The organism is Streptomyces sp. NBC_01471, from assembly GCF_041438865.1.
In the GTDB taxonomy this organism is placed as follows: domain Bacteria; phylum Actinomycetota; class Actinomycetes; order Streptomycetales; family Streptomycetaceae; genus Streptomyces.
This window is the reverse complement of the sequence record NZ_CP109451.1, coordinates 447419-462712: the sequence shown is the minus strand read 5'-3', so window position 1 is coordinate 462712 and position 15294 is coordinate 447419. Positions and strand designations below refer to the sequence as shown.

At 70.8% G+C, this 15294-nt stretch carries 15 protein-coding genes; 13 read left to right on the top strand and 2 right to left on the bottom strand.

Annotated features, from left to right (window positions below):
- Positions 1-26 precede the first annotated feature (26 nt).
- From rfbH to OG285_RS37975, 4 genes are read left to right on the top strand one after another with little or no spacing between them, the layout of a single operon-like run.
- Positions 27-1331 carry a lipopolysaccharide biosynthesis protein RfbH gene (gene rfbH, locus OG285_RS37990; RefSeq protein WP_331760437.1) on the top strand — a complete coding sequence of 435 codons (1305 nt, stop codon included), beginning with the start codon at positions 27-29 and terminating at the stop codon, positions 1329-1331.
- 45 nt (positions 1332-1376) lie between these two features.
- On the top strand, positions 1377-2132 hold the full coding sequence (locus tag OG285_RS37985; RefSeq protein ID WP_331760436.1) for an NAD-dependent epimerase/dehydratase family protein: 756 nt from the start codon (positions 1377-1379) through the stop codon (positions 2130-2132).
- An 18-nt stretch (positions 2133-2150) separates the two neighbouring features.
- Positions 2151-3584, top strand: coding sequence for an NDP-hexose 2,3-dehydratase family protein (locus tag OG285_RS37980; protein WP_371793739.1), 1434 nt, complete (start codon positions 2151-2153; stop codon positions 3582-3584).
- A complete protein-coding gene (locus OG285_RS37975) occupies positions 3584-4555 on the top strand; it encodes a Gfo/Idh/MocA family oxidoreductase (protein ID WP_331760435.1) in 972 nt (323 codons plus the stop codon). The genes OG285_RS37980 and OG285_RS37975 overlap by 1 nt, the downstream gene beginning before the upstream one ends.
- Here OG285_RS37975 and OG285_RS37970 read toward each other — a convergent pair.
- Positions 4541-5116: a TetR/AcrR family transcriptional regulator gene (locus OG285_RS37970; protein WP_331760434.1), complete on the bottom strand. Its 576-nt coding sequence runs from the start codon at positions 5114-5116 to the stop codon at positions 4541-4543. The two genes, OG285_RS37975 and OG285_RS37970, sit on opposite strands and share 15 nt — an antisense overlap.
- A 169-nt stretch (positions 5117-5285) precedes the next feature.
- On the opposite strand from OG285_RS37970, the gene OG285_RS37965 reads away from it, so the two are divergent.
- The 5 genes from OG285_RS37965 to OG285_RS37945 all read left to right on the top strand — a co-directional run bounded on the left by OG285_RS37965 (position 5286) and on the right by OG285_RS37945 (position 11104).
- Entirely contained in the window at positions 5286-6857 is a 1572-nt protein-coding gene (locus tag OG285_RS37965; protein WP_331760433.1) for an MDR family MFS transporter, read from the top strand.
- A gap of 57 nt (positions 6858-6914) precedes the next feature.
- Entirely contained in the window at positions 6915-7508 is a 594-nt protein-coding gene (locus OG285_RS37960) for an NAD(P)H-dependent oxidoreductase (protein WP_331760432.1), read from the top strand.
- 127 nt (positions 7509-7635) lie between these two features.
- On the top strand, positions 7636-8820 hold the full coding sequence (locus OG285_RS37955) for an acyltransferase (RefSeq protein WP_331760430.1): 1185 nt from the start codon (positions 7636-7638) through the stop codon (positions 8818-8820).
- A complete protein-coding gene (locus tag OG285_RS37950) occupies positions 8817-9950 on the top strand; it encodes a nucleotide disphospho-sugar-binding domain-containing protein (RefSeq protein WP_331760429.1) in 1134 nt (377 codons plus the stop codon). Before OG285_RS37955 ends, OG285_RS37950 begins: the two co-directional genes overlap by 4 nt.
- Positions 9947-11104: a hypothetical protein gene (locus OG285_RS37945; protein ID WP_331760428.1), complete on the top strand. Its 1158-nt coding sequence runs from the start codon at positions 9947-9949 to the stop codon at positions 11102-11104. The genes OG285_RS37950 and OG285_RS37945 overlap by 4 nt, the downstream gene beginning before the upstream one ends.
- Before the next feature lie 300 nt (positions 11105-11404).
- Here the strand turns inward: OG285_RS37945 and soxR are convergent, their stop codons facing one another.
- Positions 11405-11863 (bottom strand): redox-sensitive transcriptional activator SoxR, encoded by a 459-nt coding sequence (gene soxR, locus OG285_RS37940; RefSeq protein WP_331760426.1) that lies wholly within the window; start codon positions 11861-11863, stop codon positions 11405-11407.
- 51 nt (positions 11864-11914) lie between these two features.
- Here soxR and OG285_RS37935 point away from each other — a divergent pair, with 51 nt between their 5' ends.
- The 4 genes from OG285_RS37935 (at position 11915) to OG285_RS37920 (ending at position 15288) form a co-directional block, all read left to right on the top strand.
- Complete coding sequence (locus tag OG285_RS37935) at positions 11915-12553, top strand: DsbA family oxidoreductase (RefSeq protein ID WP_331760425.1); 639 nt, start codon at positions 11915-11917, stop codon at positions 12551-12553.
- Positions 12543-13169, top strand: a complete 627-nt coding sequence (locus OG285_RS37930) for a monooxygenase (protein WP_331760424.1) — start codon at positions 12543-12545, stop codon at positions 13167-13169. The genes OG285_RS37935 and OG285_RS37930 overlap by 11 nt, the downstream gene beginning before the upstream one ends.
- A 22-nt stretch (positions 13170-13191) precedes the next feature.
- On the top strand, positions 13192-13959 hold the full coding sequence (locus tag OG285_RS37925) for an alpha/beta fold hydrolase (RefSeq protein ID WP_331760423.1): 768 nt from the start codon (positions 13192-13194) through the stop codon (positions 13957-13959).
- Positions 13960-14415: 456 nt separating this feature from the next.
- Positions 14416-15288, top strand: coding sequence for an NmrA/HSCARG family protein (locus OG285_RS37920; RefSeq protein ID WP_331760422.1), 873 nt, complete (start codon positions 14416-14418; stop codon positions 15286-15288).
- Positions 15289-15294: the final 6 nt, after the last annotated feature.

Sequence of the window (15294 nt, the reverse complement as noted above, 5' to 3'; positions counted from 1 at the left end):
ACACAACCAACGACGGAGGGGATGAGATGAGCGAGCACAAGGCGCTTGTCCTGGACGAGGTCCGGAAATACCACCTGGACACGCAGGACCACCGGCCGTTCGTGCCGGGCACCACCGAGATCTGGCCGTCCGGTGCCGTTCTGGAGGAGGACGACCGGGTGGCGCTGGTCGAGGCCGCCCTGGAGATGCGGATCGCCGCGGGCCGCAGCTCACGGAAGTTCGAGTCGTCCTTCGCCCGCAAGATGAAGCGGCGCAAGGTCCACCTGACCAACTCGGGTTCCTCGGCGAACCTGCTGGCCGTCTCCGCACTCACCTCCCACGTGCTGGAGGACCGCAGGCTCCGCCCCGGCGACGAGGTCATCACGGTCGCGGCGGGCTTCCCCACCACGGTCAACCCGATCTTGCAGAACGGCCTCATTCCGGTCTTCGTCGATGTCGACCTGGCCACGTACAACACCACCGCGGACCGTGTCGCGCAGGCGATCGGCCCGAAGACCCGCGCGATCATCATCGCGCACGCCCTGGGCAACCCCTTCGAGGTCGCCGAGATCGCCCAACTCGCCTCCGACCACGACCTGTTCCTCATCGAGGACAACTGCGACGCGGTGGGCTCCACCTACGACGGACAGCTCACCGGTACGTTCGGCGACCTGTCGACGGTCAGCTTCTACCCCGCGCACCACCTCACGATGGGCGAGGGCGGCTGCGTCCTGACCGCGAACCTGGCGCTGGCCCGGATCGTGGAGTCACTGCGCGACTGGGGCCGGGACTGCTGGTGCGAGCCGGGCGAGAACGACAAGTGCCTCAAGCGCTTCAAGTACCAGTTGGGCACGCTGCCCGAGGGCTACGACCACAAGTACATCTTCTCGCACATCGGGTACAACCTGAAGGCCACCGACATCCAGGCGGCCCTCGGCCTGACGCAGCTCACCAAGCTGGACGCCTTCGTGGACGCCCGGCGCCGCAACTGGAAGCAGCTGCGCGACGGCCTGGAGGGCCTGCCGCACCTGTTGCTGCCCGAGGCCACCGTGCGCAGCGACCCGAGCTGGTTCGGGTTCGCCCTGACCGTCGACCCCAAGGCGCCCTTCAGCCGCGCGGAGCTCGTGAGCTTCCTGGAGGGCCGCAAGATCGGCACCCGGCGGTTGTTCGCCGGGAACCTCACCCGCCACCCCGCGTACCAGAACCAGCCGCACCGCGTCGTCGGTGACCTCGCCAACAGCGACATCATCACCGACCAGACCTTCTGGATCGGCGTCTATCCCGGCCTCAGCGAAGAAATGCTCGACTACGTCATCTCCTCCATCAAGGAATTCGTCGGGGCCCGCGGTTGACCAGGGCCCTGCCCCACCTCCCCACTCAAGATTCAGGACCGACGCATGGACATTGTGGGAAACGGATTCCTCGCCCGGAGTCTGCGGCCGATCGCCCACCGCCACCCGGACACCGTGGTGCTCGCCGCCGGAGTGTCCTGGGCGAGCGGCACCTCCGACGCCGACTTCGCGCGCGAGGCTGCGCTGCTGAGTGAGGTGGCGGACCGGTGCCGGGCCGCAGGACGCAGGCTGTTGTTCTTCTCCACCGCCGCCACCGGGATGTACGGGGCGCTGGACGGTCCGGGCCGCGAGGACAGTCCGATCACCCCCTGCACTCCCTACGGCGCCCACAAGTACGCGCTGGAGCAGCAGTTGCACGCCTCGGGCGCCGATTGCCTGATCCTCCGCCTGGGCCACCTCGTCGGCCCCGGGCAGCCGCCGCACCAGTTGCTCCCGGCGCTCGTACGGCAGGTGCGCGAGGGCAGCGTACGCATCCAGCGGGGCGCCTCCCGCGATCTGGTGGACGTGGACGACGTGGTCACCGTCATCGACCGGCTGCTCGCCCAGGACCTGCGGGGCGAGACGGTCAACGTGGCCTCCGGCGAGGCGGTCCCGGTGGAGGACATCGTGGACCACCTCGCGCGGCGGCTGGGCCTGGAGGCCCGCCGGGAGTACCGGGACACCGGCGCCCACCACGTCATCTCCACCGAGAAGCTGCGGGCGCTGGTGCCCGAAACGGCCGTGATGGGCTTCGGCCCCGGCTACTACCGCCAGGTAATCGACGCGTTCCTCGCGTCTTCCGCCGTCCCCACGGCGAACTGACAACCAACGGAGGGAGTCATGATGTCCCAACTTGCCGATCCCGAGACCAGGCCCGCCGCAGTCCAGGTGCCGCTGCGCCCACGTGAGGACGCCTCGGTCGCCGCCCGCTTCGCCCGGTCCGCCGCCACCACCGAGGGTGCGCAGCTGCGCACCGAGGACTTCGCCCGGTGGCTCGCCGGCCGCGGCCGGGCGAACCGGTTCCAGGTCGACCGGATCCCGTTCGACGAGCTGGTCGGCTGGTCGTTCGAGGAGGGCACGGGGAACCTGGTGCACCGCAGCGGCCGGTTCTTCTCCGTCGAGGGCCTGCACGTCACGACGGGGGAGGGGGAGACCCCCGGCCAGGAGTGGCACCAGCCGATCATCAAGCAGCCCGAGATCGGCATCCTGGGCATCGTGGTCAAGGAGTTCGACGGCGTACTGCACTTCCTGATGCAGGCGAAGATGGAGCCGGGCAACCCCAACCTGCTCCAGCTGTCGCCGACCGTCCAGGCAACCCGCAGCAACTACACCAAGGTCCACCAGGGCGCGGACGTGAAGTACATCGAGTACTTCATCCAGCCGGGCCGGGCGAGGGTGGTCGCGGACGTGCTGCAGTCCGAGCACGGCTCGTGGTTCTACCACAAGTCCAACCGCAACATGATCGTCGAGGCCGTCGGTGAGGTTCCGCTGGACGACGACTTCTGCTGGCTCACGCTGGGGCAGATCGGCGAACTGCTGCACCGGGACAACGTGGTCAACATGGACTCGCGCACCGTCCTGGCCTGCGCCCCGGTCGGCGACGGCGGGCCGGGCGCGCTGCACTCCGACACCGACCTGCTGTCGTGGATCACCGCCGAGCGGTCCCGGCACGACGTGCTCGCGACCCGCGTACCGCTCGACACGGTCCCCGGCTGGAAGCGCGGTGAGTTCACCGTCGGCCACGAGAACGGCCGCTACTTCAACGTCGTGGCGGTGAAGGTCCAGGCGGGCAACCGCGAGGTCACCGGCTGGACTCAGCCGCTCTTCGAGCCGCAGGGGCTCGGCGTGACGGCATTCCTCACCCGCCGCATCGGTGGCGTGCGGCACGTGCTGGCGCACGCCCGGGTCGAGGGCGGCTTCCTCGACACCGTGGAACTGGGTCCCACCGTCCAGTACACCCCGGACAACTACGCGCACCTCACGGGCGCCGACCGGCCGCCGTACCTGGACCTGGTGATGGAGGCCGACCCGTCCCGCATCCGCTACGAGGCTGTGCACTCCGAGGAGGGCGGCCGCTTCCTCAACGCCGAGAGCCGCTACCTCCTGGTCGATGTCGACGAAAGCGACGGGAACGCCGGCTCGCTCGACTCGCCGGCCGGTTATCGCTGGGTCACCCCCGGGCAGCTGACCTCCCTGGTCCGGCACGGCCACTACGTCAACGTCCAGGCCCGCACCCTGCTGGCCTGTCTCAACGCCACGCTGGCACGCGGCTGATGACGCCGTTGCGGATCGGCGTCCTGGGCTGCGCGGACATCGCGAGACGCCGCATGATGCCGGCCATGAGGGAGCTGCCCGCCACCGAACTGACCGCAGTCGCCAGCCGGGACGGCGCCCGGGCGGCGGAGGTGGCCGGGGAGTTCGGATGCCGTCCGGTGGCCGGGTACGACGCGCTGCTGGCGCGCGACGACATCGACGCGGTCTACGTACCGCTGCCCGCCGCCCTGCACGCGCGATGGGTCGAGTCGGCGCTGCGGGCAGGAAAGCACGTGCTGGCGGAGAAGCCGCTCACCACCGAACCGGCCCGTACCCGGGAGCTGCTGGTGCTGGCCGCGGAACGGGGCCTGGTGCTGATGGAGAACGTCATGTTCGTCCACCACGGCCAGCACGCGGCGGTACGGAAGCTGCTGGCCGACGGTGCCATCGGCGAACTGCGTTCCTTCCAGGCCACGTTCACCATCCCGGGACTGCCTGACGGGGACATCCGCTACCGTCCCGAGCTGGGCGGGGGCACCCTGTGGGACAACGGGGTCTACCCGGTCCGCGCCGCCCTGCACTTCCTCGGCGACGGGCTCCGGGTCATCGGCGCCACCCTGGACGCCGGTCCCGGCCGTGAGGTGGACACGGCGGGCGCGGCGCTGCTGCGGACTCCGGACGGCGTCAGCGCGCAGCTGTCCTTCGGCCTGGACCACGGCTACCGCTCGGTGTACGAGATCTGCGGGACGCGGGGCAGGCTCACCGTCGACCGCGCCTTCACCCCGCCCGCCGACCACACCCCGGTGCTGCGCCTGGAGCGCGGCTCCGGCACCGAGCTGATCGAGCTGGGCGCCGACGACCAGGTCACGGCCACCCTCGCCGCCTTCGCAGCGGCCGTCCGCGAGGGGACAGCCGCCGGTCACGAATGCCTGGAACAGGCCCGGCTGCTGGATGACATCCGCCGGTCGGCGAGCCGGTCAGGGCGCGGGTGACGCCGGGAGCAGCTGGACGGCGACGTCCAGGAGTTCCGTGAACTTCTCTTCGGGGTCGCCCTCCAGGCTGGGCAGGTTGAGCGTGCCGAAGTGCAGCGCGAGGAGCGCGACGAGCGTGCGCACCCGGTCGGGCAGTGGCGCGTCCAGGTCGGTGATCAGCCCGGACAAGGTGCCCAGCCGGTTCTGGGACTTCCTGCCGACGCTCAGTCCGCGCAGTACGGCCTGGTTCTCCTGCTGGAAGACGAACAGGGGCGTGGCGCGGTTCAGCACGGCGCCGTAGCGGGAGAGCAGCTCCCGCTTGGTCTCCACGGTGCGGGGCTGCTCCTGGCCCCAGGCAATCAGCTCGTCGATCTCGGTGTCGACGTCCTGAAAGAGGCTGACCAGGATGTCTTCCTTGGTTTTGAAGTGGTGGTACAGCGCGGGCTTCGTGACGTCGAGCTGTTCGGCGATCCCACGGAGCGAGGCCTTCTCGTAGCCGAGTTCGACGAAGAGCCGCAGCGCGACGTCCTTGATGCGCTGGCGTGTGTCGCCCTTGCGTGCCTGCCGTGTGCCGGTGGTCATGGTCGCCCTCCTGCGCTCTCCTGCTCCGGATCCTCGTGTCTCCGGACAGCGGCAACGGTAGCTTACTTGACGGGCGGCAAGGAAGCGTCTAGCGTCTCATGTACCGTCTCCTAGCCGCCCGACAGGTAAGCGGATTCCGAACACCCCATGACCTTCCCCGGGGGGGAAAATGTCGCAAGCTCAGTCGCAGGCGGAAGCGCCCGCTTCCGCCTTACCCCAGAACCGCAATCTGTACGCCGTGGTGTGCGCGGTGGTGATCGCCCTGGTCCTCGGATCGCTCGACAACCTGATCCTCGGCGTCGCGATGCCGACCATCGTCGGTGAGCTGGGCGGCCTGGACCACCTGTCCTGGGTGGTCACCGCCTACACGCTGACGACCGCGGTCTCCACCCCGGTCTGGGGCAAGATCGGCGACATGTACGGTCGCAAGGGCGTTTTCCTGTCCGCGATCACGATCTTCCTGGTCGGCTCGGCGCTGTCCGGTATGGCGCAGAGCATGTGGCAGCTGATCTGCTTCCGCGCCCTGCAGGGGCTGGGTGGCGGCGGTCTCATGGTCGGCGCGCTGGCGATCATCAGCACCATCGTCCCGGTGCGCGAACAGGGCCGCTTCCAGGGCATGATCTCGGCCGTCATGGGCGCGTCGATGATCGCCGGTCCGCTGGCCGGCGGTGTGATCACCGACCACCTGGGCTGGCGCTGGTGCTTCTACGTCAACCTGCCGCTCGGCGCGGTTGCGCTGATCATGATCACCTCGATGCTGGACCTGCCCAAGCAGTCCGCCAAGGCCCGCATCGACTACCTCGGCGTGGCGCTGCTGACCATCGCGATCAGCGCCGTGGTCCTGGTCACCACCTGGGGCGGCACCGAGTACGGCTGGGTGTCCGGCACGATTCTGGGGCTCATGGCGCTGGCCGTGGTCGCGATCGCCGCCTTCGTCCTCGCCGAGCGCAGGGCTGCCGAGCCGGTGCTGCCGCTGGGGCTGTTCCGTAACGCCAACTTCTCGCTGGCCACCGTGATCGGCTTCCTTCTCGGCGCCATGATGTTCGCCGTCATGACCTTCCTGCCGCTGTTCCAGCAGGCTGCCCAGGGCGCTTCGCCCACCTACGCGGGGCTGCAGCTGCTGCCGGTGTTCCTCGCCATGATGGTCGCGAACGTGGTGGTGGGACGCGTCATCACCAGCTCGGGCAAGTACAAGGTCTTCGTGATCGGCGGCGGCGCCCTGGCCACCGCGGGACTCGTGTTGCTCTCCATGCTCGAACCGGACACCTCGCGGCTGTTCTCCAGCGCGGCGATGGCCCTGGTCGGCGCCGGAATGGGCTGCCTGATGCAGACCACCCTGATCATCTCGATGCAGAGCGTCGAGCCGAAGGACCTCGGCGTCGCCTCCTCGACCGCCACCCTCGCCCGCACCATCGGCGGCTCCATCGGCGTCTCGGTCATGGGTGCGCTCTTCGCCGGCCGGGTGAGCGCCTCCATGGCCGAGCGCGGCGGCGACGCGGCCGCCGCGGTCAGCGGCGGCGCCCAGCTGGAGGCCGACAAGCTGAAGCGGCTTCCCGAAGCGGTGCGCAGCGCCTACGAGTTCGCCGTGTCCAGCGGCGCCCATCGGGTGTTCCTGCTCGGCGCGGCACTGGCCCTGGTCACCTTCGCGGTGGCCTGGATCATCCGGGAGGTCCCGCTGCGGACCACGCTCGGCACCCCGGAGCCGGAGGCGGCCCCGCCCGCCAAGTCCGCGAAGGTCTGAACAAGAACCGCCGCACCACCACTCGTCAAGTAAACAGAACCACCTCAGGAGGACCCCATGTCTGAAGCCCCCATCCGCATCGCACTGATCATCGGCAGCGTCCGGGACGGCCGCTTCGGACCCGTCGTCGCCAACTGGTTCGCGGAGCAGGCCACCGCTCACGGCGGCTTCGAGGTCGACGTGATCGACCTGGCCGAGGCGAACCTGCCGATGGTGCTCCCCGCCTTCGGCGGGACCGCGTCCCCCGAGACGATCGCGGCGGTCGGCGCGGTCAGCCCCCGCCTGGAGGCGGCCGACGCGTTCGTCGTCGTGACCCCGGAGTACAACCACAGTTACCCGGCGTCCCTGAAGAACGTCATCGACTGGCACAACGCCCAGTGGCACGCCAAGCCCGTCGCCTTCGTCGCGTACGGAGGCCTTTCCGGCGGCCTGCGCGCCGTGGAACACCTGCGCCAGGTCTTCGCCGAGCTGCACGCCACCACCATCCGTGACACGGTCAGCTTCCACGGCGCCTGGTCGCAGTTCGACGAGGACGGCTCGCCGAAGGACCCCGAAGGCGTCAACGCGGCCGCCAAGATGTTGCTCGACCAGCTCGGCTGGTGGGCCCAGGCCCTGCGTGAGGCACGGACCGCGCGCCCCTACAAGGTCTGACGGTCACGGTCCGAACCGTCCGACCGGCACAGCACGACGGCACAGCACGACGACTCAGCACGACGGCCCGGCTCGCCTCCCCGCGAGCCGGGCCGTCGTGCTGCCCGCACACTGGAGACGGACCGACATGACCCCGACCTCGCCACGCCTGTCCCTTTCCCCGGCCCCGGCGGCGCCGCACGCGCACAGACTGCCGTCACTGACCGGACTGCGGTTCGCCGCCGCGGCGCTCGTCTTCGGGTACCACGCGTCGCTCACCTTCCTCCCCATGAACCCCTTCGCCGACGGCGGCCTGGCGGACGGCTTCGCGACGCTCTTCAGCAAGGCGGGCTGGATGGGGGTTTCGTTCTTCTTCGTGCTCAGCGGCTTCGTTCTCACCTGGTCCGCGGACCCCCGCGACACGGTGACCGGCTTCTGGCGCCGACGCCTGCTGAAGATCTTCCCCAACCATGTCGTGACCTGGGCGCTGGCGTTGGCGCTGTTCGCCGGGGCATTGAGCCCGCTCCCGGTGTGGTTGCCGAACCTGTTCCTGGTGCACTCCTGGTTCCCGGAACCGACCGTGTACCTCGGCGTGAACTCGCCCGCCTGGTCGCTCTGCAGCGAGCTGCTGTTCTATCTGCTCTTCCCCCTCCTGATCCGCCTCGTACTGCGGCTCAGGACCGCCGGACTGTGGGCCTGGGCGGCGGGGATGGTCGCGGCCATGGTGGCCGTGCAGCTCGTGACGGACCTGCTGGTGCCCGACAGCCCCGCCTCGTTCGGCGCGCCGGTCTCCACCTGGCAGTTCTGGATCGGCTACAACTTCCCGCCGGTCCGGATGTTCGAGTTCGTCCTGGGCATGCTGCTCGCCCGCCTCGTCCTGGCCGGGCGCTTTCCCCGCGTCCCGCTCTCCGCGGCCGCCCTGCTCGCGGCGGCGGGCTACGCGCTGGCCCTGTGGGTGCCGTGGCTCTACGGACTCAACGTGGCCACGATCGTGCCCGTCGGCGTGCTGATCTGCGCGGTCGCCGTCTCCGACGTCCGCGGCATGCCGTCCGTCCTGCGCGGCCGCGCCGCCCAGTGGCTCGGCGAGGTCTCGTTCGCCTTCTACATGGTCCACTACATCGTCCTCACCTACGCCCGCACCGAGTTGATGGGCGGACACCGGTACGGGCCGGCCGCGGGCATGGCCGTGCTCCTCACGCTCTTCCTCGCCTCGCTGCTCGCGGGCGGGCTCCTCATGGTCTGCGTGGAACGCCCGGTCATGCGCCGCTGGGCCGGGCCGAAGGCGCGCGTCGCAGCGGCCGTCCGCATCGCGCGCCCGGAGGGGGTCCGATGAGGGTCCTGTACGTCGCCGGGCCGAGCCCGGCCACCGTCTTCGCCTTCGCGCCGCTGGCCACGGCCCTGCGCCATGCGGGCCACGAGGTCTTCATGGCCACGACCGAGGAGATGATGCCGGTGGTCGAGGGCGCCGGCCTGCCGGGCATCCCGGTCACCGCCCGCTCCTTGCTGAGCTTCCTGACCACCGACCGTGAAGGGCGCCCGGTGGCAGCCCCCACCGGCCTGCGCGAGGAGTGGAGGCACGCGGGCGGCTGGTTCGGCCGGCTGGCCGCCGCGAGCCTGGGCCCGCTGCTCGACCTGTCGCGGGACTGGCGCCCGGACCTCGTCGTCGGCGGCACCCGCTCCTACGCGGCCGCCCTGCTCGCCGCCCACCTCGGTGTCCCGCACGTCCGGCACGCCTGGGACATGGTCGACGACACCGAGGTCGACCCGCACGCCGACGCCGAACTCCGCCCGGAGCTGCACGCGATGGGCCTGGAGCGCATCCCGGACCCCGCGCTCTTCCTCGACATCTGCCCGCCCGCCCTCCGCCGGGCGGGCACCGCGCCCGCGGCACCCGTACGCGGCGTGCGATGGGTGCCCGGCAACCGGCAGCGGAAGCTGCAACCGTGGATGTACACCCGGGGGGACCGCCCGCGGATCTGCGTCACCTCGGGCAGCCGGGTCACCCTCACCGGGAGCCACGACTTCCTGCGCGACCTGGTGAACAGCGTCAGCACGCCGGATGTGGAGGTCGTGGTCGCCGCCCCCGAGGACGCCGCCCTCCCCCTGCGCGCCGCGCTGCCCGGGATACGGATCGGCTGGATACCGATGGACGTCGTGGCGCCCACCTGCGACCTGATCGTCCACCATGGCGGGGGAGCCACCGGGATGACGGCCTTGAACGCCGGAACACCCCAGCTCACCCTGCCCCAGTGGGCGATATTCAACGAATCGGTGCAACGCGTATCGGCCTACGGGGCGTCCCTCACGCTGCTCCCCGGCGAACAGACGCCCGACGCCGTCGCCCGGGCCCGCGAGGAGCTGCTCGGCGACCCCGGCTACCGCGTGCGGGCCCGGGCCCTTTCCGCCGAGATAGCCCAACTCCCCTCGCTCGCACGGACCGTGGAAATCCTGGAGGACCTGTGACCCGCTACACCGACGCTGTCAACGACGCCCTGGAACGCCTGGACGACCTCGGCTACGAGCGCGGCCCGGAAGGCTTCGTCACCCACGGCCCGATGTGCGCCGAGACGCTCGCCACCCTCGGGTACGGCGACCGGATCCCCGCCTGGGTGCGCGCCTACCGCAACGGCATCGCCCACCACGCCCCGCCGGAGCCCCGGCTCGCGATCGACGCCACCGACGCCACCGACTGGCGGTCCGTCCTGGGTGACTTCGACCGCGCGGGGGACTGGGAGCAGCTCTTCCGGCGCGAACTGGCCGCGGAACCCTGGCGCGATGTGCTGGTCCGCTGGTGGCCCCGGCTGACCCCCGGCCTCGTCGCGGGCCTGACGCACGGCGTCATCCGCACCGCCCACGCCGTACGCGGACTCGCCGCCGCCCCGGAACCCGGCCCGGCGCAACTCACCGAACTCGCCCGGGGACTGGCCTACTGGGCCGCTCGATACACGCCGCTGCCCGGCCACGTCCGCTTCCGGGGACAGCGCGGGCTCGCCCGGGCGATGGCCGCCCTGCCCCGCGACGAACTGGCCGAGTCCGGATTCCGCGGCGGGCGAGGCGACGTCGAGGACACCGGCCCGCTCGGGACGTACCCCGGCTACCAGGAGGCGCTGCGGGCGCTGCGCCCCGCCGAGGCCCAGCTGCTGCTGACCGAGATGACGGCGGAGTTCGCCGGGGTCTACCTCTCCCACCCCGAGGTCTTCCCGATTCCGCTGGTCCACGGGATCACCGCCCCCGCCGCCGTACGGCTGGTGCTGCCCCACCTGCCCGCCGAACTGCACGCGCCCACCCTCGCCGTGCTGTGGCAGGTACAGGTGGTCATGCTGCTGGACTTCACCCGCGACCGGCGCGGCGAGGACACCGCGACCGCCGACGCGGACGAGTACGGAGCGCCCGGGTTCGCCGAGCTGACGGCCCGCGCGGTGGAGCACGGCGACGATCACGTCATCAAGCTCGCCGAGGCCTGCCAGCGCGAGCACGCCCTGCGGCCCGACCCCCGCTATGCCGCCGCCGCGTACGCGGCCCAGCAGCGTATCCCGCGCTACGGCGCCGACTTCGGCGCCGCCACGGTCCAGGCCGTCCGGCGGCACGGGCCGCGCTACGGCGCGAAGAGCACCTGATGCCACGGATGGAGAACCCCATGCGGGTCCCGTTCACCGTCTTCCCCGCCACCGACTCCGGACTGACAGCCGTCACGATCGGCACGCGCGGCGCGGCCGGTAATCGTTCCGGGAGAGCGGCGTCTTCTTCTCCGGCGTACTGGAACGGTGGCGGGGCTCGACATCGAGCTGGTCGCCACGCTCGGCGCGAGCCAACTCGCCACGGCCGGCACGGCCCCGGACAACGTGCGGGTGGTCGACTGCGTACCCCCGGATTCGGGCAGAGGGGCAGGGGAGGGGCAGGGGAGGGGCAGGGGAGACCTATCCCTCCAGCAGCCGCCGCGGCCCGGGACCCTGCGCCCCGAGCTCGTCCCCCGGATTGGCCAGCGCGCAGCGGTCGATCGACAGGCAGCCGCATCCGATGCAGTCCGTCAGATGGTCCCGCAACCGCTCCAGTTCACGAATGCGCGCGCTGAGCGAGTCGTGCCAGCAGTTGGAGACCTGCTCCCAGTCCTCCCGGGTGGGAGTGCGTTCCTCCGGCAGGAGTCCGAGCACCTCGCGGATGGTGGCCAGCGGGATGCCGACGCGCTGCGATACTCGGACGAAGGCGACGCGCCGGAGCGTCTCGCGGTGGTACCGCCGCTGGTTACCGGTGGTGCGGCGGCTGCGGATCAGGCCTTCGCGTTCGTAGAAACGCAGGGCGGACGCGGGGACTCCACTGCGCCGGGCCAGCTCGCCAACAGTGATCTCGGGCACGTGCGAAGAGATCTGCTCCGTCATACGCTCACACTAGCTTGACTTAAACCGCTCTTTAAGTTGGAGGCTTCACGTATGGGAAACAACGAGAACACCACGGCCACCACACGTCGCGTCGAGCTCGTCCTCGACATCATCTGCCTGCACTCGCACATCGGTTACGCGCGCTTCGCCCGAGCGGCCGAGCGCTTCCGGGCCGATGGCGGCAGGCTCGACGTGGTCTTCCGGCCCTTCCAGGTGAACCCCACCGCCGCCGAGGCGGGCGAGCCGCTGCTCGACGTGCTGCGACGGCAGTTCGGCCCCGGCTTCGGCCAGGACACCGAGGGCCTCGCCGCGATGGGCGCCGCGGACGGCGTGGAACTGAACTACGACCGTGCCGTGTACAGCAACACCTTCCAGGCGCACCGGCTCATCGCCCAAGCCTCGGCCCAGGGACTCGGCGAGCCCATGGTGGAGCGGCTGTTCCGCGCCTACGCCACCGAGGGACTCAACGTGGGCGACCCGGCCACGCTGGACACGCTCGCCGCCGAGGTCGGCGTCGTCCTGCGCGACGGAGGCGATGACGCGCTGCGAGCCGACCTCGAAGAGGTGCGGAGCCAGGGCATCAGCTCGGTGCCGTACTTCGTCTTCGACGGCCGCACCGCCTTCTCCGGCTCCCAGCCGGAGGAGACCTATCTGGCCGCCCTCAAGGGCTCCACCGCCGATGTCGGCTGAACTCACGGGCCGCGACCGGCTCCCCGACATCGCCCGCGCCGACACCATGGCGGTCACCATCAGCACGCGCCATGCGGGCGGCCGTGACCGGCAGACCGACCTGGTGGAGACGATGCTCGCCGCTTGGGAAAGCGGACCGTGGCCGCCGGAGCAGCTCTCGCTGAGCTTCTACGTGAGCACCGACGGCGAGAACGTGCTGACCTATGCGCAGTGGTCGGACCCGGAGGTCCGGATCTCCGGGGCGGTCACCTACCGGCTCTACCGCAGCCTCGTCCCGGACGCGCCGGGCGGAACGCCACCGGTCCCCGGCTGCATCGCCATACCCAGCTTCGACGTGGACGGGCCCGAACGGCAGCGCGCCATCGTCGACACCCTCCTCGACGGCCCGCTGGCCCGGCCCATCCCCGGGCTGGTCGCCGCCCACTTCCACGTCAGCGCCGACGGCACCAGAGTGATCAACTATGCGGAGTGGACGGACGAGGACACCCACCAGGGCGCCCTCAGCGGCGACGTGCTGAGCGAGGCGGGCCGGACCACCCGGGCGATGCCCGGGGTCCGGGGCATCGGGTGCCCGCGCTACCGCCTGCACCGGGGCCTCACCCGGCCGTCCGTCTGATCAACCCGGCACTGGAGTACCGATGCCCCCTCCCGCCTCCTCCTCGTGGACGGCCCTCTTGCGCCCAGCGCCGCACGCCCGCCGCCGCCTCGTGGTCTTCCCGCACGCCGGCGCAGGACCGGACTCGTACGCATCGCTGCTGACCCGGCTCCCCGACGACGTGGAAGTGCTCGGCGTGACCCTGCCCGGCCGCGAACGGCGGCCGGACGAGGCGCCGGGCACCTCACCGGATGCGGTGGCGCACGGCGTCGCCGGTGAGCTGGCGGAACGGGCACCGCTGCCCACGGTGTACTTCGGGCACAGCCTGGGCGCGCTGCTGGCTGTCGCCACCGCACGTGCCCGGCCCGGTCTGTGCGACGGCCTGGTGGTCAGCGCCGCGTTCCCGGGCAGCCGTGCGCACCCGTTCCCCGATCTGCTGGAATCCACCGAGGGGCTTGCCGCGATCCTCGCCCGGCACCGGCTGCCCGCCGACGCGCTCACCGCGCCGGGGCCGCTCTCAGGCCGCGAGCGACTGCTCGCCCACGACCTGGAGCTGACCCGCCGGGCCCTGGTGTCCGTGGCCGGTACGTGCCTGCCCGTTCCGCTCACCGCGCTGGCCGGGACGGACGACCCGATCGTCCCGGCGGCCACCCTCCCGCTGTGGGGCGGCTTCACCTCGGGAGGGTTCCGATGCCGGCTGGTGGAGGGCGGGCATTACTTCCCGTTCCTCCCGGCGGGCAGGCGCGCCCTGCTCGCGGAGATCGCCGACGCTCTCACGGCCGCCCCCGCGTACCAGGCGACCGGCACCTGAGCGGTCCGTTGAAACCCCCGGGCGGGCGGGGAGAGGGGGACCCGGCCGCGTGCTGGTCGCCGAGACCCACAGGGACCGTTACGAGGCCAGGGACCGCTAGGAGGCGGGCGAGTGTCGATCCGCAGCCTCGCAGCGGGTCGAGCCGCAGGGCCCTGGCCAGGCTCGTCTGGGACTGGTGGTCCTTCTCCCGCAGGCACATCAGGAGCAACTCCTGCCCGGGACAGAGGCCGCACTGCTGCCGGAGGGGGGATGCCGCGTTCGCATGTGCGTGCGCGACCCGGGTCACCACGTGGCTGACTGGGCCGTACTCCTCCATGCCTGCTCCTTCAGAGTTCTTTTGTTGGTGCACCACACGTTATCGCGAGCTGAACCTTGGATATAGCCTGTGTTCAGATAGACATGTGGTCAGACAACAAATATGGTTGGTGCACCAACTAGTTCGACGGAGGGGTTATTGTGGCGACTTCCCAGGAAGCAGTGATTGTGGTCTTCGGCGGTACGGGCCGTCAGGGGGGAGCGGTGGCGCGTGAGCTGCTCCGGCGCGGTCGGAAGGTCCGCGCGGTGGTCCGCGACACCGAGTCGGCCGGCGCCCGGGCTCTTGAGCAGCTCGGCGCCGCGCTGGTCAAGGGAGACATGGAGGACCCTCAGTCTCTCGACACGGCCCTGCAGGGTGCCCGCGGCGTCTACAGCGTGCAGACCTTCGAGGGCCCGGACGGCTCAGCGGGCGAGATCCGCCAGGGCAAGGCGGTCGCCGACGCCGCCAAGCGTGCCGGTACTGCCCACTTCGTCTACGGCTCGGTGGGCGGCGCCGAGCGCTCCAGCGGAGTGGAGCACTTCGAGAGCAAGGGCGAGATCGAGCGCTACATCACGGAGCTCGGTCTTCCGGCGACCGTGCTGCGTCCGACGATGTTCCTCTCCAACTTCGCCGGCATGGGCCCGGCCCTGGTCGACGGCGAACTCGTGCTCACCATCGCCCTGGACCCCGCCACCGTGCTGCAGATGATCGCGGTCGAGGACATCGGTGTCTTCGCCGCCGACGCTTTCGAGGACCCGGAGCACTACGTGGGCCGGCAGATCGAGATCGCCGGTGACGCCCTGTCCGGCCCCGAGATGGCAGAGGTCTTCGCACGCGTCTCGGGCGTCCCGACACGCTTCCAGGAGCTGCCGATCGAGGAGATCCGGAAGTTCAGCGAGGAGGCGGCCGTGATGTTCGACTGGTTCAACAAGGAGGGGTACAAGGCCGACCTCCCGGCGCTGCGTGTCATCCACCCGGACCTGATCACCCTGGAGAACTGGGTGGAGAGGAACTGGACCGCCCCTACCCCGTGACCCGGT